Origin of the sequence: Streptomyces sp. NPDC048254, assembly GCF_043201895.1 — a bacterium.
Taxonomy (GTDB): domain Bacteria; phylum Actinomycetota; class Actinomycetes; order Streptomycetales; family Streptomycetaceae; genus Streptomyces.
This window is the reverse complement of the sequence record NZ_JBICZJ010000010.1, coordinates 53,897-72,715: the sequence shown is the minus strand read 5'-3', so window position 1 is coordinate 72,715 and position 18,819 is coordinate 53,897. Positions and strand designations below refer to the sequence as shown.

Annotated in this window: 13 protein-coding genes; 2 read left to right on the top strand and 11 right to left on the bottom strand. The window is 70.7% G+C overall.

From position 1 onward, the window contains the following. Positions 1 to 112: 112 nt before the first annotated feature. From ACGFZQ_RS27150 to ACGFZQ_RS27125, 6 genes are all read right to left on the bottom strand, one after another. Positions 113 to 2,866, bottom strand: coding sequence for an alkaline phosphatase family protein (locus tag ACGFZQ_RS27150; RefSeq protein ID WP_393842504.1), 2,754 nt, complete (start codon positions 2,864 to 2,866; stop codon positions 113 to 115). A 13-nt stretch (positions 2,867 to 2,879) separates the two neighbouring features. After that, positions 2,880 to 4,229, bottom strand: coding sequence for an ABC transporter permease (locus ACGFZQ_RS27145; protein ID WP_393842503.1), 1,350 nt, complete (start codon positions 4,227 to 4,229; stop codon positions 2,880 to 2,882). Continuing rightward, a complete protein-coding gene (locus ACGFZQ_RS27140) occupies positions 4,226 to 5,167 on the bottom strand; it encodes an ABC transporter ATP-binding protein (protein ID WP_393842502.1) in 942 nt (313 codons plus the stop codon). Before ACGFZQ_RS27140 ends, ACGFZQ_RS27145 begins: the two co-directional genes overlap by 4 nt. A gap of 616 nt (positions 5,168 to 5,783) precedes the next feature. Then, the gene (locus ACGFZQ_RS27135) at positions 5,784 to 6,305 is read right to left on the bottom strand and encodes a YbaK/EbsC family protein (RefSeq protein WP_393842501.1); all 522 of its coding nucleotides are present in this window, start codon (positions 6,303 to 6,305) and stop codon (positions 5,784 to 5,786) included. Between the two features lie 246 nt (positions 6,306 to 6,551). Further along, positions 6,552 to 8,768 (bottom strand): MMPL family transporter, encoded by a 2,217-nt coding sequence (locus ACGFZQ_RS27130; RefSeq protein ID WP_393842500.1) that lies wholly within the window; start codon positions 8,766 to 8,768, stop codon positions 6,552 to 6,554. A gap of 124 nt (positions 8,769 to 8,892) precedes the next feature. After that, positions 8,893 to 9,501, bottom strand: a complete 609-nt coding sequence (locus ACGFZQ_RS27125) for a TetR/AcrR family transcriptional regulator (RefSeq protein WP_393842499.1) — start codon at positions 9,499 to 9,501, stop codon at positions 8,893 to 8,895. 167 nt (positions 9,502 to 9,668) lie between these two features. Between ACGFZQ_RS27125 and ACGFZQ_RS27120 the strand changes: the two genes are divergently transcribed. Further along, complete coding sequence (locus ACGFZQ_RS27120) at positions 9,669 to 13,124, top strand: S41 family peptidase (protein ID WP_393842498.1); 3,456 nt, start codon at positions 9,669 to 9,671, stop codon at positions 13,122 to 13,124. A gap of 73 nt (positions 13,125 to 13,197) precedes the next feature. Here the strand turns inward: ACGFZQ_RS27120 and ACGFZQ_RS27115 are convergent, their stop codons facing one another. From ACGFZQ_RS27115 to ACGFZQ_RS27100, 4 genes are all read right to left on the bottom strand, one after another. Beyond that, positions 13,198 to 13,491 carry a hypothetical protein gene (locus ACGFZQ_RS27115; RefSeq protein WP_393842497.1) on the bottom strand — a complete coding sequence of 98 codons (294 nt, stop codon included), beginning with the start codon at positions 13,489 to 13,491 and terminating at the stop codon, positions 13,198 to 13,200. 89 nt (positions 13,492 to 13,580) lie between these two features. Beyond that, a complete protein-coding gene (locus tag ACGFZQ_RS27110; RefSeq protein ID WP_393842496.1) occupies positions 13,581 to 14,465 on the bottom strand; it encodes an SDR family oxidoreductase in 885 nt (294 codons plus the stop codon). Continuing rightward, complete coding sequence (locus ACGFZQ_RS27105) at positions 14,462 to 15,418, bottom strand: alpha/beta fold hydrolase (protein ID WP_393842495.1); 957 nt, start codon at positions 15,416 to 15,418, stop codon at positions 14,462 to 14,464. Before ACGFZQ_RS27105 ends, ACGFZQ_RS27110 begins: the two co-directional genes overlap by 4 nt. Next, positions 15,415 to 16,953, bottom strand: a complete 1,539-nt coding sequence (locus tag ACGFZQ_RS27100) for a flavin-containing monooxygenase (RefSeq protein WP_393842494.1) — start codon at positions 16,951 to 16,953, stop codon at positions 15,415 to 15,417. The genes ACGFZQ_RS27105 and ACGFZQ_RS27100 overlap by 4 nt, the downstream gene beginning before the upstream one ends. Before the next feature lie 213 nt (positions 16,954 to 17,166). Here ACGFZQ_RS27100 and ACGFZQ_RS27095 point away from each other — a divergent pair, with 213 nt between their 5' ends. Next, entirely contained in the window at positions 17,167 to 17,787 is a 621-nt protein-coding gene (locus tag ACGFZQ_RS27095) for a MerR family transcriptional regulator (protein WP_393842788.1), read from the top strand. Positions 17,788 to 17,973: 186 nt separating this feature from the next. Here the strand turns inward: ACGFZQ_RS27095 and ACGFZQ_RS27090 are convergent, their stop codons facing one another. Beyond that, entirely contained in the window at positions 17,974 to 18,798 is an 825-nt protein-coding gene (locus tag ACGFZQ_RS27090; RefSeq protein WP_393842493.1) for an exodeoxyribonuclease III, read from the bottom strand. Positions 18,799 to 18,819 lie beyond the last annotated feature (21 nt).

Sequence of the window (18,819 nt, the reverse complement as noted above, 5' to 3'; positions counted from 1 at the left end):
CAGCAAGCTTGGCGCATGGCGCGGCGGCCTGCGCGCGGCAGCCGCCCCGGGACCGGCGAGAGGGCGTGCGGGGCCCGCCGGGGGCCCCGCACATGACCGCGTGGCGGCGCTGTCAGCCGTCGTTCTCCGAGGAGGGGAGGTAGGCGCCGGGTACGTCGTCCGGCGTGTAGATCTTCTTGTCGCCGGGGTACGGCTTGGCCCAGTTGTGGGTCTGGTACCAGGTGTAACGGTTCATCTGGGTGGGGTTGGCGTAGTCCGGCACGGCGTTCTTGCCGGTCAGCCGCTGGTGCGAGGCCCACGACTTCCACTGCGCCGCGACCTTGGCCTCGGCCGCCGGGACGGAGACCGACGTCGGCGCGGCCGCCGCCTTGGTGTCCTGGGCCGCCGGGATGTCCGAGCCGCAGGTCGGCTGCGGGTTCACGCCGAGGGTCAGCGAGGTCCGGTTCGGGACCGCAGTGAACGGCGTGTCGTCCGCCTTGCTCGTGAACGCCCCGTACATCGGGGTGGCCGCGCTGTCGAGCTGGTTCATCGGGTGGATGCCGAGGATCTGCTCGACGGTGCGGACCATGGTGATCTGCGAGTAGTAGTGGTCGTCGACCGTGCCGTGCTGGGCGTACGGGCTGATGACCTGGACCGGCGCGCGGTGGCCGTCGACGTGGTCGAGGCCGGCCTGGGAGTCGTCCTCGACGACGAAGATCGCCGAGTCATTCCAGTACTTGCTGTGGGTGATCTTGTCGACCATCTTGCCGACCGCGAGGTCGTTGTCGGCGACCTCGGCGGCCGCGTTGGCCGGGCCGCCGGTGTGGTCGTTGGAGAACCAGAACATGTTCAGGTTCGCCGGGCCGTTCTTGTCGAAGTCCTGCTGCCAGATCTGCTCTTTGTAGATGTCCGGGACGTCGAGGTCGAACAGCGGGAAGCCCTGCACCGACACGTCGTTGAGCGAGGGGATCGCCGAGCCCGTCTTGATGGGGTAGGCGGTCTGCGCCCCGGTCGCGGCCATGTTCTTGCTGTCGCAGTACAGGTTCTGCCAGGTCGCGCCGGCCGGCTTGGTCTCCAGCGACTGGAACTCGCCGAAGTCCTTGACCGACTTGCCGGCCGCCTGCGCGCCGGTCCAGATGAACCCGGTCTTCTGGTGGCCGAGGACGTCGTTCTCGGTGTCGTAGCTGCGCGTGTACTCGCCCGCCGACGACTCGGTGTACTCCGGGTTGTCGGACTGCATGAGCCAGTTGTGGCCCTCGGCGGAGTTGGTGCCGATGTCGTAGAAGTTGTCGTACAGCCCGAACTGCTCGGCCAGCGCGTGCTGGTTCGGCGTCACGTTCTCGCCGAACTGGGTGAGCGCGGAGTTTCCGTTGCCCTGCGGGAGGTCGCCGAAGACCTGGTCGTAGGTGCGGTTCTCCTTGACGAGCAGGAAGACGTGCTTGATCGTCGACGGGTCGCCGATCCGTTTCGGGACCGGGACGGCCTTCTTGTGGCTGTTGCCCTTGGCGGTCTTGACCGAGTTGGACGTCCAGCCGTTCTGCTTGAACACCTTGTTCGTCTCGGACCTGACGACCTGGTCGCTCGGCATCGTGAACTGGGTGAGGCTCGACGTGGTGTCGTGCGTGTTGTGGCCGGCGGCGTCGGGACGCAGCGCGTCGACGCCACGGGTGTTGGCGACGACGACCTTCTTGCCGAGGGCGGTGATCCCCGAGGGGAAGTAGTCCGTGGGAAGCAGGCCGACGTAACGGGCGGGCTGCTGCGGGGAGGTGTAGCGGTAGACGGCGACCGCGTTGGCGCGGCCGAGCGTGACCAGGAGGCGGCCGTCGTCGGTGAGGGTGACCGCGTTCGGCTCGTAGCCGACGGACGCCTCGGGCCACGGCTGGGTGCCTATGGTCTGGACGACCTTGTCCTTGCGGGTGTCGATGACCGACACGCTGTTGTCGGCGGTGTTGGTGACGAACACCGCGCCCTTGTTCGCGTACACGGCGGTCGGGTGCAGGCCGACGACGATGGTGCCGACGGCGGCGGCCGGGTCGGAGGTGTCGATGACGCTGACCGTGCCGGTGGTGGAGGCGCCGGTCTTCGGGTTGGCGACCACGTCGGTGCCGTAGGAGTTGATGGTGGTGTCGCCGGCCTTGGCCGGACGCCCGCCCTCGTTGCTGACGTAGAGCTTGCCGTCGACCAGGGCGAGACCGCGCGGGGCGTTGCCGACGGCCCAGGTCTGCTTGATCGTGCCGGTCGCCGCGTCTATCGCGACCACCTTGTTCTGGCCGTTGACCGCGGAGTACACGGTGGAGCCGTCCACGGAGAACACGGCCGCGCCCACCAGCGCCTGCTTGGAGCCGTCGGCCGCGATCGGTACGGCCGTGGGGCTCGCGAGGGTGCCGTCCGCGTTGACGGTGAACCTGGTGTAGCCGTTGGCCTGGCCCAGCCACAGCTGCTTGCCGTCGGGCGAGTAGGTCGGGCCCTCCTGGCCGACCGCGCCGCTGCTGATGCGCAGGCCGTCCGCCGCGTTGGTGCCGACCTTCTGCTTCACCTGCCCGGTCGCCAGGTCCATGATCACCAGGGGCGCGTCACCGTCGGCGACCGAGGCCGCGAGGTGGGTGCCGTCCGGGCTGACCGTCGACGACATGATCTTGCCGTCGTTGATGACGGTGCGGCTGCCGTAGGGGTTGATGTACTGGTCGGCGGAGACGACCTGGCCGTTGGCGGTGGTCTGGCCGACCTGCTGGGTGCCGAACTGGTATGTCGAGGCGACCGCGGTGCCCGTGACGCCTAGGGCGACGGTGATACCGGCCGTCACCAGCAGCGCCCGGCGGCCGACGCGCCGGCCGAGGAAGTTGACTTGTCTGTTCTCGTTGATCCGACGCTGGCGGGTTACCTGCACGGAACTGTTCCCTTCAGTGGGTGTCAAGCAGTTCGACGTTGCCGTCGAACTGCCACAGCGGATTCGGGGCGTCACCGGTCGCGGTCCGCACCAGGAAGTAACCGTTGACTTCCTTGGGACCGTCACCGTCCGCCACGAACCGCCCGTCCGAGGTGATGTCGAGCTGGTAGATCGCCGTCCCCGTGACCGCGACTCCGGGCAGATGCCAGCTCACGACACAACGCCAGTCGTTCCCCGCGCCCTCCTGGGCGGCCTGGCCGTCGCTCTTGGTGCACGCCGCCGTGGCCCGCAACTGGGCCTCGCTGACGGCGGGTCGATGGAGTTCCTGCGTCTGCAGGCGGTAAAGATGCGCGAACACCGTGGCGAGGGAGCGCTGGACCTTGTCCTGCTCGATCCCGGAGCCGGTCGAGGGGGTGGCCACGGCGACCGCCCCGACCGTGACGGCGGTCAGCGCGGCCAGCGGCAGCACGCCGAGGGTGAGCGCGCGGCGCCCGGAACCGTCGTAGGCCGGATTGGTGAAGTCGCGGCGCACGAACAGCACATAGGCCAGTACGGTCGCGAGCACCGCCCACACCAGGCTGACCGCGACGGCGGTCAGGAGCGGGGCGAGCTGAACCGGGCTGGTGAACAGGCCGTTCCAGGAGATGAAGGCGTAGGTGGGCAGGGCGAGGCGCACGGCGACGGGCAGCGGCAGCATCTGGGCGACCGACATCGCGAGCGCGACGATCGGGGGCAGCAGCAGCCCCATCGGGGAGCGGCCCAGCGCGACCGACCCGAGCAGTCCGATCGCGGCGAGGGCGAGGGTCGGTACTAGGGCCGCGAGCCAGGAGAGCAGGACCCGGCCGGCCGCGTCCCCGGGCGTCAGCAGATGCCCGTCCAGTCCCACCAGGGGCTGGTTGCCGACCGCCACCAGTCCGCCGACCGCGCTGGAGACGGCCAGCCCGGCCACCAGCAGCAGGATGACGGTGAGGCTGGCCAGTGCCTTCGCCGCGAAGATCCGCGCGGGCGAGCGGACCGCCACCAGCAGATGACGCCAGGTGCCGAGCCGGTCCTCGGAGGCGAACACGTCACCGGCGACCACCGAGGTCAGCAGCGGCAGCGCCCAGGTGCCCGCGAAACCGAGCATCACCAGCGGTCCGGCCCAGCCCGTGGCGTGCATCCAGCGGCCGAAGAGCGTGTCGGCGGGGAGCGTGCTCTGCCCGCTCACCCCGGCGACGAAGAGCGCCGGCGCGATCCAGCAGGCGAGCACCAGCAGCCGGATCCGCCACTGGGAGACCAGCTTGACCAGTTCGAACCGGTAGCCGCGTGCCACCGGCACGCGGCGAGCGACGGGCGTGGGCTGGGCCACGGTGGTCACGGTCATCGGCCGTTCTCCTGCTGCTCGGTGAGGGCGAGGAACGCGGCCTCCAGCGGCGATACGACGGGGGCGAGTTCGCGCACCGCGACGTCCGACCGCACGACCTTCGCGACGAGTTCGTCCAGGGCGGGCACCAGTGCGCGTACGACGAGTACGTCGGCGTCCTGTCGTACGCCGCTGTCGTCGACGATCCGGATGCCCGCCGTGTCGGCGGCGATCCGGCGCGCGGCCTCGGGGTCGGAGGCGCGCAGCCGATAGTCGAGTTCACGGTTCTCGGCGGCCAGCTTGCTCAGCGGGCCGGAGAAGACGACGCGTCCGGTGGCGAGGATGGTGACCTCGGAGCACAGGGCTTCCAGGTCGTCCATGCGGTGGCTGGAGAGCACCACGCCGGTTCCGTCGGCCGCGAGCCGGGTGAGGACGCGGTGCACATGTCTCTTGCCGGCCGGGTCCAGGCCGTTGGACGGCTCGTCGAGCACGAGCAGCCGGGGCCGGGTGAGCAGGGCGGCGGCGAGCCCGAGCCGCTGGCGCATGCCGAGGGAGAAGCCGCGGGTCTTGTCGTCGGCGACATCGGTGAGCCCGACCTCGCCGAGCACGCCGTCGATGCCCGCCGTCCCCGTGTCCAGGCCGCGGAGGGCCGCCAGCGCGGCGAGGTTCTGCCGGGCGGTGAGCGAGGGGTAGAGACCGGGCGCGTCCACGAAGCCGGCGACGCCGTCGGGGGCGGCGAGCGTCCGCTCGACCGGCGTCCCGAGGATCTCCAGTCGGCCGCCGTCGGCGACGGCCAGCCCCAGCAGCAGGCCGAGCAGTGTCGTCTTGCCGGCGCCGTTCGGACCGACCAGGCCGTGGATCTGACCTTGTGTCACATCCAGGTCGACACCGTCGAGTGCGACGATGTCACCGAAGTACTTGGTGATCCCTCGGGCCCGGACAGCGTGGAGTGTGTCCATGAGTCCCACGAGTCCCTTCTTCCGCAACTCGCAGGGACCTTACGGAGAACACACAACCCAGGCACAGGCGGGCGGCTGAACGCTCGAAGAACGGTTCGTCAAGGCAACGGCAAGTCCGGTGGTCCGAAAGCGGGCTTGGCGCCGGAGCGGACGGGGGCGCGGCCTGCCACCGCGAGGAGGGACCCGACCGCGCGGCCGGTGCGGTCCGCAGCCGCGCTCCGTGGCGCCGGCCGCGTCCTGCGCCGGCTGTGCGTCCTGCGCCGGCTGCGTCCTGGCAGGCGAGAGCGGCCGGCCCGCCGTCCAACCGGCGTGCGTGACCGGGGCGACCGGGGCGGCCGCGACGACCTGTGGGGGTGACGCGGAGGGGTCACGCGGAGAGGTGACACGGAGGGGGCACGCGGAGAGGTCACGCGGAAAGGTGACGCGGAGGGGTCACGCGGAGAGGTGACACGGAGGGGGCACGCGGAGAGGTCACGCGGAAAGGTGACGCGGAGGGGTCACCCGGAGAGGTGACACGGAGGGGTCACCCGGAGAGGTGACACGGAGGGGTCACCCGGAGAGGTGACACGGAGGGGTCACCCGGAGGGCTCACGCACGACCGCGGTGACCGGTGGGATCACCCGGCGGGCTCACGCACGTCCACGAGTGTGGCGCCGGCGTGCTCGACCAGGGCCGCGGGCGTGATCGGGAAGACGGCGTGGGGATCGCCCGCCGCGGCCCACACCACGTCGTGCCGCAGCAGCGCCCGGTCGGCGAGCACGCGCGTGCGGGTACGGTGCCCGAACGGCGGTACGCCCCCGATGGCGTACCCGGTCGTCTCGCGTACGACGTCCGCCCTGGCCCGGGTCACCTTGCCGGCGCCGAGCTGCTCGCGGACGAGCTCCAGGTCGACCCGGGAGGCGCCGTCCATCAGTACCAGGACCGGGACGCCATCGGCCGCGAAGATCAGCGACTTGCAGATCTCGCTCAGCTCGCACCCGATCGCCGCGGCGGCTTCCACCGCGGTACGGGCCGCGTCCGGGAACCGCCGGACCCGCGAGGTCAGCTCCCCGAGCCCCAGCTCCTCCAGAGCGGCGGCGAAACGAGGGTGGGCTCCGGGGCCCCCGGCATCGGCGTCAGTGGCGGCTGTCGTCGTCATAGGACGCACGCTAACCAAGCGGCCGGGGGCGATGCGAGCGGGTTAACACCGGGGCGGCCGTGGTGGTGGCGCGCGCGGGCGGCTGTGATGGTGGCGCGCGGGCGCCCGAGGCTCTGGGTGCGCGCGGGCGCCCGAGGCAGTGGTGCGCGCGGGCGCCCGAGGCAGTGGTGCGCGCGGGCGCCCGAAAGCCGGTGAGGGCGCCCCGTCCCCACGGACCCTCACCGGCGGTCTTTCACGAGCTGTGCGTCAGGCGCGTACCAGCTCCCGGTCCTCGTCGTCGGCGTTCTTGTCGGACAGGGCGCGCAGGCCCTCGCCCTCGACGTCGACGTTGGGCAGCAGACGGTCCAGCCATTTCGGCAGCCACCAGGCGCGCTTGCCGAGCAGGGCGAGTACGGCGGGGACGATCGCCATGCGGACGATGAACGCGTCGAAGAAGACGGCGATCGCGAGGCCGAAGCCGATCATCTTGATCATGGACTCGCTGGAGCCGATGAAGCCGGAGAAGACGGCCATCATGATGATGGCGGCGGCCGTGACGACCCGTGCGCCGTGCTTGAAGCCGGTGACGACGGCCTGGCTGGGCTTCTCCCCGTGGACGTACGCCTCTCGCATCCGGGTCACGAGGAACACCTCGTAGTCCATGGCGAGGCCGAAGACGACGCCCACCATGAAGATCGGCATCATCGACATGACCGGGCCGGTCTCCTCGACGCCGAGCAGGCGGGACAGCCAGCCCCACTGGAAGACCGCGACCACGGCGCCGAGCGCCGCCATCACGCTGAGCAGGAAGCCGAGCGCGGCCTTCAGCGGGACCAGGATCGAGCGGAAGACCACGATCAGCAGGAGGAAGGCGAGGCCGACGACCAGGACCAGGTAGGGGATCAGGGCGTCGTTGAGCTTCTGCGAGACGTCGATGTTCATCGCCGTCGAGCCGGTGACCAGGACCTTGGCGTCCGTGTCGGCGGTGATCTCGGTGCCCTGGTCGCGGATCGCGTGGACCAGGTCCTCGGTGGTGGTGGAGGACGGCTTGGACTTCGGGATGACGGTGATGGTCGCGGTGTCGCCGGCCTTGTTGGGCGCGGCCGGGGTCACCGTGACGACGTCCTTGAGGCCCTTGATCTCGTTGTCGACCTTCTTGAACGCCGACTTCGGGTGGGCGCTGTCCTTGGCGTCGACGACGACCATGAGCGGGCCGTTGAAGCCGGGGCCGAAGCCGTCGGAGAGCAGGTCGTAGGCGCGGCGCTGGGTGGTCGAGGTCGGCTGGGAGCCGTCGTCGCCGAGGCCGAGCTGCAGGGAGGTCGCGGGGATCGCCGCCGCGCCGAGGCCGACGACACCGAGCAGCAGGACGGCGACCGGGCGCCGTACGACGAAGCTGGCCCACCGGGTGCCCATGTTGGGCCTTTCGGCGTGCTTCTTCTTCGCGCGGCCGCCGCCGAGCAGCTTGCTCTTCTCGCCGGTGGGCTTGATCCTGCGGCCCGCGAAGCCGAGCAGCGCGGGGATGAGGGTGAGGGCGATCAGGACGGCGACGACGACCGTGCCCGCGGCGGCCACACCCATCTTGGTGAGCATCGGGATGTTTACGACGGACAGTCCGACCAAGGCGATGACGACCGTGAGACCGGCGAAGACGACCGCCGAGCCCGCCGTGCCGACCGCGCGGCCGGCGGCTTCCTCGCGTTCGCGGCCCTCGGAGAGTTCCGCGCGGTAGCGGGAGACGATGAACAGGGCGTAGTCGATGCCGACCGCGAGGCCGATCATCGTGGCCAGGGTGGAGGTGGTGGAGCCCAGGTCGAGGGCGCTGGCCAGGGCCGTGATCGTGGAGACGCCGATGCCGACGCCGATGATCGCGGTGAGCAGCGGGAACCCGGCCGCGAGCAGCGAGCCGAAGGTGATGACCAGGACGACCGCGGCGATCGCGATGCCGATGACCTCGCTGGAGCCGGTCTCGGGCGTGGCGCTGAGCGCGTCGCCGCCGATCTCCACGGTCAGCCCGGCGTCCCGCGCGTCCTGCACGGCCGCCTTCAGGGCGTCCCGTGAGGAGTCCTCCAGCTCCATGCCGGAGACCTTGTACCTGACCGAGGCGTACGCGATCCTGCCGTCCTTGCTGACGGCCTTGCCCTTGTAGGGGTCGGCGACCGAGTCGACCTCGGAGCCGTTGGACAGTTCCCTGACGGTCTTCTTGACGGTCGCCTTGTTGAGCTTGTCCGTCATCTTCTCGCCGGCCGGCGCCTTGAAGACCACGCGCGCGGTGGCGCCGTCGGAGCTGGTGCCCGGGAAGCGCTGGTCCAGCAGGTCGAAGGCCTTCTGGGCCTCGGTTCCGGGGATGGAGAAGGACGTGTTGCCGGCGGCGGGGGCACTGGCCGCGCCGATACCCGCGAGGGTGAGCAGCGCCACCCATATGAGGGCGACGAAGTGCCGTCGCCTGAAGGCGAGCCGGCCCAGTTTGTAGAGGAACGTGGCCACGAGGGCGTACTCCCGGTCAGGTCGTGGGGTATTCAGGGCAGGGTTGATCAACCCGGTGGGTGGCAGGGGTGATCGGCCCGACGACGTGAGCGGAGGCGTCAGGTGGGCTGGCTGTGGGGAGGGGTCAGCCGGTGATGGGCGCGCGGAGTGCGGGGAGCACCACGGCGTCGATGTACGACAGGAGGAAGGCCTGGTTGGGCGGCTGCTCGTCGATCAGGGAACGGGCGGCGAACCCACCGATCATCATGTGCATCAGGAAGTCGATCGCCGGGTTGTCCGCACGGACCTCGCCCCGGTCGATGGCACGCTGCAGCACCTGGTTGAAGTCGGCCATCTCGGGCCGGATCAGATGCTCCTTGAACGCTTCCAGGAGGTCCGGGTTGCCATGGACCGCCATGGCGAGACCTCGCATCAGCGCGGAGTTCTGCTCCATCTCGCAGTCGTCCGAGCGCAGGGTGAGGGCGTGCAGATCGCCCCGGAGCGAGCCGGTGTCGATCTTGCTGAGACCCGCGCCCCCCGGCTTGGTGTGCCGTACCGCCTTGGCCACCAGTTCGGCCTTGCCGCCCCACTGGCGGTAGAGGGTGGCCTTGCTGGACTTGGTGCGGGTGGCGACGGCGTCCATGGTGAGGGCGTCGTAGCCGACCTCACGGAGCAGGTCGAGCACGGCCTCGTACAGCTCGGCCTCGCGCTCGGGCGTGATCCGACTGCGACGCGCCGTTGCGACCTCAGTCATGCCACTCACCCTTCCCTGTTCCATCGGCACCTCGGTGCGTACATATTGAAGATACCCCGAGATCTAGAGAAACGAAACCGTTTCGTACGTGTGCTCTCTCACGTGCGTCCGGCACGCGCGCGTGCCCACGAGTTGCTGGGCCCCTGTACCCGGAAAAGCATGGGGAGGTGAGCTATCTGCGCCTGCCGCATCTCCACGGTGACCTGTTGTGCTTCGTGGCCGAGGACGACCTCTGGCTGACCTCGCTGGACGCCCCCGGCCGCGCCTGGCGGCTCACCGTCGACCGCACCAAGATCGGCCATCCGCGCTTCTCGCCGGACGGCCGTCAGGTCGCCTACACGAGCTGGCGCAGCCTGGTGCCCGAGATCCACCTGGCCGACGTGGACGGCGGGCCCGGGCGGCAGCTGACGTACTGGGGCAGCGCCGACACCCAGGTGTGCGGCTGGACCCCGGAGGGCGACATTCTCGCGGTGGCCTCCCAGGGGCAGCCGTTCTCCTACTTCACCTGGGCCTACAAGGTGTCCCCCGACGGCGACCCGGGCCGCAAGCTGCCCTGGGGGCCGGTCTCCGACATCCAGGTCGCCGACATCCAGGGCGAGCGCAGGACCCTGCTGCTCACCGGCACCCCGCCGCACGAACCGGCCGGCTGGAAACGCTACCGGGGCGGCGCCATGGGCCGGCTCTGGCTGCACGGGCAGCGGCTGCTCGCCGGCATCGGCGGCCATCTGCACTCCCCGATGTTCGTCGCCGGCCGGATCGCCTTCCTCTCCGACCACGAGGGCGTCGGCAACCTCTACTCCTGCGCCTACGACGGCTCCGACCTGCGCCGCCACACCGACCACGACGCCTTCTACGCCCGGCACGCCGCCAGCGACGGCACCCGGGTGGTGTACCAGTGCGCGGGCGACCTGTGGCTCGTCGACGACCTCAGCGCGGACTCTGCGCCGCGCAGGCTGGACGTACGGCTGTCCGGGCCGCGCGCCGGGCGCCGCCCCTACCAGGTGCCGGCCGCCCAGCACGTCGACGGCGTCTCCGTCGACGAGACGGGACGGGCCAGCGCCGTCGTCGTACGCGGCAGCCTGTACTGGCTCACCCACCGCGACGGCCCGGCGCGCACCATCGCCGACACGCCGGGGGTACGGGTGCGGCTCCCAGAGATGCTCGGCTCGACCGGGCAGATCGCGTACGTCACGGACGCCGGCGGCGAGGACGCGGTCGAGATCGCCCACCTGCCGCGGGCGAGCGGCGACCGCCCACCGCGCCGGCTGGCCTCCGGGAGGCTGGGCCGGGTCCTTGAACTGGTGTCCGACCCGCTGGGCGAGCGGCTGGCGGTGGCGGCGCACGACGGGCGGCTCCTGCTCATCGACATGACCGAGGATGTCGAGGGCGTCGAGGTGTCTGTTGATTCCGTCGACACCGTCGACGCAGTCAATGCCGCTGATGCCGTCAATGCTTCCGATGCTGTCGATTCCGACGGTCCGGCCGACTCCGTTGATTCCGCTGGTTCCGTTGATTCCGTTGATTCCGTTGACGGTATTGACCATGTTGATGCCGGTATCGCTGGCGGCATTGATTCTGTTGACGGCGAAGGCTCCGACGCCGTGGTCACCGAGTTGATCCAGTCGATCAATGGTCCGGTCCGTGATCTGGCCTTCTCACCGGACGGGTCATGGTTGACCTGGTCGCATCCAGGGATCGGCCGTTCCCTGCGGCAGATCAAGATGGCCCGCATCAGCGACCGGCTCGTCATCGACGTCACCAACGGCCGCTTCGAGGACGAGAACCCCGTCTTCACCCGCGACGGCCGCTATCTCGCGTTCCTGTCCTGGCGCGGCTTCGACCCGGTGTACGACGTGCACACCGGCGACCTGTCCTTCCCGCTCGGCTGCCGCCCGTACCTGGTCCCGCTCTCATCGGCGACCCCCTCCCCCTTCGCCCTCAGCCCCGACGGGCGACCGGCGGCGGGCGGTCTGGACCCCGTCGAGGACGAGGAGCCCGGCGAGGGCGGCGCGGTCACGGTCGAGGTGGAGGGACTGGAGAACCGGGTGACCCCCTTCCCGGTCACCGCCTCCAAGTACTCGGCGCTGTACCCGGTCGCCGGCGGCGGTCTGGTCTGGCTGCGCTGGCCGATCTCGGGTGCGCTGGGCGAGACCTTCGTCAACCCGGCGGACACCAGCGGCCGGCCGACCCTGGAGTACTTCAACATCAGCAAGGCGAAAAAGTCCGAACTCGTGGACCACCTGGACTGGTTCACGGTCAGCGGCGACGGCAGCCGCCTGGTCGTGGTCGACGAGGGCGAGTTGCGGGCCGTGCCGTCGACCGAGTCCGGCGACGCCGACTCGACCGTCTGGATCGATCTGCGCCGCATCCTGCACCAGGTCGACCCGCCCGCCGAGTGGCGGCAGGCGTACGCCGAGGCCGGCCGGCTCATCCGCGACTACTTCTGGGACCCCGGAATGTGCGGCATCGACTGGGACGGGGTCCTCGACCAGTACCGTCCGCTGGTCGAACGGGTCGCCTCCCCCGACGAGTTCGCCGACCTCCTGCGCGAGGTCCTCGGCGAACTGGGCACCTCGCACGCCTATGTCACCCCCGCCCGCCGCAACGAGGGCCCGCCGCACTACCAGCGTTTCCAGGGCCTGCTCGGCACTGACTTCGTGCGCCGGGACGGCGGCTGGACGGTCAAGCGGATCCTGCCGGGCGACTCCTCCGACTCCAAGGCGCGGTCACCGCTGGCGGGCACGGGGATCCGGGAGGGCGCGGTGCTCACGCACGTGGACGGCAGGCCGGTGGATCCGGTGACCGGCCCGTATCCGCTGCTCGCGGGAGCGGGCGGTACGACGGTGGAGCTGACGTTCGTGCCGGGCGACGGCGAGCCGGGGCCCGCGCGCCGGGTCGCCGTCCTCCCGCTGATCAACGAGCGGCCGCTGCGCTACCAGGACTGGGTGGCCAAACGCCGTGCAGTGGTACGGGAGTCGAGCGGCGGCAGGTGCGGCTACCTGCACATCCCGGACATGGGCGGCTCGGGCTGGGCCCAGTTCAACCGCGATCTGCGCATGGAGGTCTCGCGGCCCGCCCTCATCGTCGACGTGCGCGGCAACGCGGGCGGCCACATCAGCGAACTCGTCGTCGAGAAACTCACCCGGACCATCCTCGGCTGGGACCTGACGAGGGACGCGCAGCCGGTGTCGTACGCCTCCAACGCGCCGCGCGGCCCGATCGTCGCACTCACCGACGAGGCGACCTCCTCCGACGGTGACATGATCACGGCCGCGATCAAGCTGCTGCGGCTCGGCCCGGTCGTCGGGCAGCGCACCTGGGGCGGGGTCGTCGGCATGACCGGGCGGCACCGGCTGGGCGACGGCACGGTGATCACGGTGCCGATGAACGCGGCCTGGTTCGAGGACTACGGCTGGTCCGTCGAGAACCACGGCGTCGCCCCCGACGTAGAGGTCCTGCGCACCCCGATGGACTGGGCGGAGGGCCGTCACGTCGAGATGGACGACGCGATCCAACTGGCCCTGGACCTCCTGACCGACCACCCGGCGGCACTCCCGCCGGACTACAGCGAGACCCCGGACAGATCCCGCCCGAAGCTGCCCCCGCGGCCGACGGCCCCCTGAGGCGCCCGAAAACGCAGGGCGCCCTCCAGAACGGAGGGCGCCCCACACTATTTCGGCCGAGCCAGTACAACGACTACGCGTCGTAGTCCTGGTCGAACCGGTCCTGCATCTCCTGCTCGGTGTCGTCCATGTTCTGGCGGCCGCGCTCACGCGTCTGCTGACCACGCTCCTGCGTCGCCTGCTGACCACGCTGCTGCGTCGTCTGCCGGCCACGCTCCTGCGTCGTCTGCTGACCACGCTCCTGCGCCGTCCGGCCGCCGTGCTCCTGCGTCGTCTGCTGGCCGTGCTGCTTGGCCTGCTCCTGGCCTTCACGCATCTTCTGCTTGGCCTGACCCTGCGGCTTACCGGCCTTGTCCTTCATACCCATGTGGGTTCACTCCCGTGGAGGGTGAGGGGATTGGCCCATCGGTGGGGCCTCGACCAGACTCACACGGGGCGCTACAGCCCGCATTTCGATCAATGACGGTGCGTAGCGCGCGCCTCCTCATCAGCCGCCCCACCTGCGCCGACGAGCCCGGTGCGCATGCCCTGCAAGCGGGGCGCGAACCGCTTCATCTCGCGCTGCCCGACCGTCCCGATCAGCGCCGGCAGGTACCCGCGCACGCCCTGCATCCCCCGCAGCCACCACTGGCCGTACACGTGTGCCGAGCGCCGCTCGATCCCGGCCACGATCCGGTCCACCGCAGGGCCCAGCGGGTACGTCTTGTTCGACGGCCACGGCAGCCGCTGCCGCAGCTCCCGCATCACGTCGTCCTGGTCGGCGCCGCGCACCATGTCGGTGTCCGTCCAGGACAGATACGCGACCCCGACGCGCACCCCCTGGTGGCCGACCTCGGCGCGCAGACTGTGTGCGTACGCCTCCACGCCCGCCTTGGACGCGCAGTACGCCGTCATCATGGGTGCCGGTGTGATCGCGGCCAGCGACGCCACCTGCAGCAGATAGCCCCGGCTCTCCGTGAGCACCGGCAGGAACGCGCGTGCCGTGACCGCCGAGCCGATCAGGTTGACCTCGATCACCCGCCGCCAGGCCTCGGGATCCGACTCGGCGAACGGACCGCCGTTCGCCACCCCGGCGTTGGCCACCACGATATCGGCCTTCCCGAACCGCTCCTTGACCTCCCGCGCCACCCGGCTCATCGCCTCGTGATCGGTGACGTCGGCGTACCAGTACGCACTGTCGGTGTGCAGCCGCCCGGAGACCTCCTTGAGCGCCTCCTCCTCCAGCCCGACCAGCGCGACCTTCGCCCCGCGCGCGGAGAGCTTGCGGGCGAGCAACTCACCGACCCCGCGCGCCGCTCCGGTGACGACGGCGACCTGTCCTTCGAGACCGACCCTGCTCATGAGCCCTCCTTGATCCGCTCGGGCGCCTCGGCGCCGGCTCGGCCGGGGGTGTCCGTCACATACGCGGTGACCAGTTCCCGGATCTTTCCGTTGACCAGTTCCGGCGCCTCGACCGGAGTCATGTGGCCCATACCGGGCAGCTCGGTGAGACCGAGGGAGTGCGGTAGTGCTGCGGCCAACGCGCGGGCGTGCAGAGGGGGCGTGAGCCGGTCGGACGCGCCGCTGATGACCGCCGTCGGCGCGCGCAACTCCCGTACGCCGTCGTCGAGGTCGAGATGGGCGAGGACGAGCGCCCAGGCGTGGCGCACGGCGCGCGGGCAGGCGTGCACGATCCGCGCGCACGCTTCCACCATGTGCGGGGCAGAACCGGCGCCCATGGTGGCGTACTTGAGGATGCTCCGGGCGACGGGTGTGACCGGTCCGAGCGGGGCGCGCGAAGCCAGGACGTGCGCCGTGAGCCAGGTGCGCACAGCCCCGGCGCGCAACGGTATGACGCGCGCCTCCGCGACCAGCCGCGAACTGCCGGTGCTGCACAACAGGACCGCGGCGGCGTGCTCGCGGAAGCGCGGACGCGCGGAGGCCGCCATGACGCTCATGCCGCCCATGGAGTGCCCGACGATCACGGCCCGCTCCCCGCGTGCGAGCGTGTGCACGAGGACCGCTTCGAGGTCGTCCGCCAGCGCCTGGGAGGTGCACGCGGGGCTCGCGGGACTGTGCCCGTGCCCTCTCTGGTCGTACACGATGACCCGGTGGTCGGCGGCCAGTTCCCGTATCTGCGCCGCCCAGAAGGCGGTCGAGCAGGTCCAGCCGTGGGCGAGGACGACGGGGGGCGCGTTCTCGGGGCCGTGCACCTCGACGTGCAGGCGCGCGCCGTCGGCGGAGACGGCGGTGAGTTCGCGCGCGGGCGCGGGCGGGGCGTACGGCCCGGTGGTCACGTGGGTGAGCCGGCTCACGCGCCCACCTCCGCACCGGACTTGGCGCCGTGCACGCCGTTCGCGCCGTCCGCACCGCTGGTCAGGGGCGCGCGGACCACCTCGTACTCCGCGAGATCCACCCGCTGGGTCGCGCGCCGGAACTCCGTCGTCGTGCCGGGCCAGATGGTGGTGTTGCGGCCGCTCGCGTCCAGGTACCAGCTGGTGCAGCCGCCGGTGTTCCACACGGTGCGCTTCATGCGTTCCTGGACCTTGTGGTTCCAGGCGGCCACGGCGGTGGGGCGCGCGTTCAGGGCCGCACGCCCCCCGAGGACATGGAGCTGGCGCAGATAGTCGGCCATGTAGTTCAGCTGGGACTCGATCATGAGGATCATGGAGGAGTTCCCGAGGCCGGTGTTGGGCCCGATGATCGTCATCCAGTTGGGAAACCCGGCGGCAGCGGCACCGCGCAACGCCTCCATGCCGCCCTTCCATGCCTCCGCAAGGGTCCGCCCGTCGGCGCCGACGACCCGCTCGGCGATGGGCATGTCGGTGACGTGGAAGCCGGTGCCGAAGATGATCGCGTCGACCTCGGCGCTGCTGCCGTCGGCGGCCACCACCGTCGATCCGCGGATCTCGCTGAGCCCGCTCGCCACCACGTCCACGTTGGGCTGCGCCAGCGCCGGATAGTAGGTGCTGGACAGCAGGATCCGCTTGCAGCCGATGCGGTAGTCCGGCGTGAGCCTGGCGCGCAGGGCGGGGTCCTTGATCGCGCGTGCCATGTTGCGCTTGGCGAGGCTCTCGACCAGGCCGAGCTCGTCGGGGCGCTTGGTGAACGCCTGGACCTGGAGTTCCCGGATCCCCCACAGGAACCCGCGCCGGGTCTGGGTGGTGAAGGGCAGCGCCCGGTGCATCCGGCGTTCGGCGGCGCTGATGGCGCGGTCCACGCGGGGCATCACCCACGGGGGCGTGCGCTGGAGGAGCGTGAGTTTCGCGACCTCGGGCTGGATGGCGGGCACGATCTGGATCGCGGAGGCGCCGGTGCCGACCATGGCGACCCGCTTGCCGCGCAGGTCGTAGTCGTGGTCCCAGCGGGCCGAGTGGAAGACCTTGCCGGGGAAGGAGTCCAGCCCCGGAATCTCGGGGATCTTCGGGTCGGACAGCGGCCCGGTGGCGGAGACGACGACGTCGGCGGAGAGCGTACCGGCGGCCGTCTCGATGTCCCAGCGCAGTTTCTCCGGGTCCCAGGTCATCCGCTTGACCTCGGAGTCGAAACGGAGGTGGGGCCTCAGCCCGAAGACGTCGGCGACGTGCTCCAGATAGGCGCGGATGTGCTCCTGCCCGGAGAAGGTGCGCGGCCAGTCGGGGTTGGGTGCGAAGGAGAAGGAGTACAGGTGGGAGGGCACGTCGCAGGCGCACCCCGGATAGCTGTTGTCCCGCCAGGTGCCGCCGACGCTGCCGGCCCGTTCCAGGACGACGAAGTCGGTGATCCCCTCCCTGCGCAACCGCACGGCCGCGCCCAGTCCGCCGAACCCGGACCCGATCACCGCCACCCGTACATGCTCGTGCTGGGCCATCCCAGAGCCTCCACACATCGACCGTGATTACGCCAGTGAACACTGGCGCAATGGGACTGTAGAGCAGCTCCGTACTGATGGGTAGGGGCCGGACGGAGGAAAGTTACCGGCGGTACAACATAGGCTGCGCACGTGACGGACGACGGCGGACGAACAACCTCCACGGACCGCGACCAGCCCCACGCATCCGGCGGCGGACCGCGCGAGTACCGCATGGAGGAACTGGCCGGCCTGGCCGGCATCACCGTGCGCACGCTGCGCTTCTACCGCGAGCGCAAGCTCATCCCGCCGCCCCGCCGCGAGGGCCGTATCGCCTGGTACGACGACCACCACCTGGCCCGGCTGCGCACGATCTCGGCACTCCTGGAGCGCGGCCACACCCTGAACGGCATCGCGGAGCTGGCGGAGGCCTTCGACCACGGCCGCGACGTGGCAGACCTGCTCGGCGTCGGCACCCCCACCGAGGAGGAGCCGGTCCGCCTGACCCCCGAGGAACTCGCCGCCCGCTTCGAGGGCGAGGCCACCCCGGAGAACCTTGCCGCCGCCCTGGACCTCGGCTACCTCGGCACCGACGGCGACGACATCGTCCACATCAGCCGCCGCCTGCTGGACGCCTCGGAGGCTCTGGTCCGCGAGGGCTTCCCGCTCGCGGAGGTTCTGGCGGCCGGCCGAAGCGTCCGCGAGCACGCCGACGCCCTCGCCGAACTCTTCGCCGACCTCGTCCTGCGCCACGGCCCCGAGGACGACATGGAACGTCTGCGCCCCCTGGCGCGGAGCGTGGTGGAGGCGGAGATGTCCCTGGCCCTGGACCGGCGGCTGCGCAAGAGGGGCTAGATCCGGGCTAGATCACCGATCGCGAACATCACTCGGACCATCGATGTGCCCAGACGTAGTCCTCAAGCGACTCCGCCCACCTCACCCCGCCCTCGCCGGCCCGGCAGCGCGCAGTCGTCCGGCTCACCGCCTCGGACCGGATACCTCACGTCCGGCCTTCGCACTCGGCGAGGGCACCGGACCGCGTCACATCTCGAAGACCACCGTCACAGGAGCGTGATCCGACCACCGTTCATCATGGCTGGCCGCCCGCTCCACGACTGCCTTGACGGCGCGGGCTGCCAGCCCAGGGGTCGCCACGGCGAGATCGATCCTCCAACCTGCGTCGTTATCGAAAGCCCGCCCCCGGTAAGACCACCAGGAGTACGGCCCCTCGACCTCCGGGTGCAGCGCGCGCACGACGTCGACGTACCCGCCGTCGGCCGGGTCCAGGACACTGCCGAGCCACTCCCGCTCCTCCGGCAGGAAGCCGGAGTTCTTGGTGTTGCCGCGCCAGTTCTTCAGGTCGGCCTGCTGGTGGGCGATGTTCCAGTCGCCGCAGACGACGACCTCGCGCCCATCGGCGGCGGCCCGCTCGCGCAGCTCCTTCAGGTAGGCGAGGAACTCGTCCATGAACCGGTACTTCTCGTCCTGCCGCTCGGTACCGACCTCCCCGGAGGGCAGATACAGGGAGGCGACGGTGACGCCAGGCAGGTCGACCTCGACGTAGCGCCCGCTCGCGTCGAACTCGCGCGAGCCGAAGCCGACGCGCACACGGTCCGGCTCACGCCGGGTATAGAGGGATACACCCGCGCGCCCCTTGGCGGCCGCGGGGGCGTGCACGACGTGCCATCCGCCGGGCGCGCGCACCCCTTCCGGGAGCTGCTGCGGCTCCGCGCGCACCTCCTGCAGGCAGAGCACGTCCGCGGAGGTCTCCGCGAGCCACTCCACGAAGCCCTTCTTCGCGGCGGCCCGCAGTCCGTTCACATTCACCGAGGTCACAGTCAGCACCAGGGCACGATACCGGCACACTGGACGCAGTCCCGATGCCCA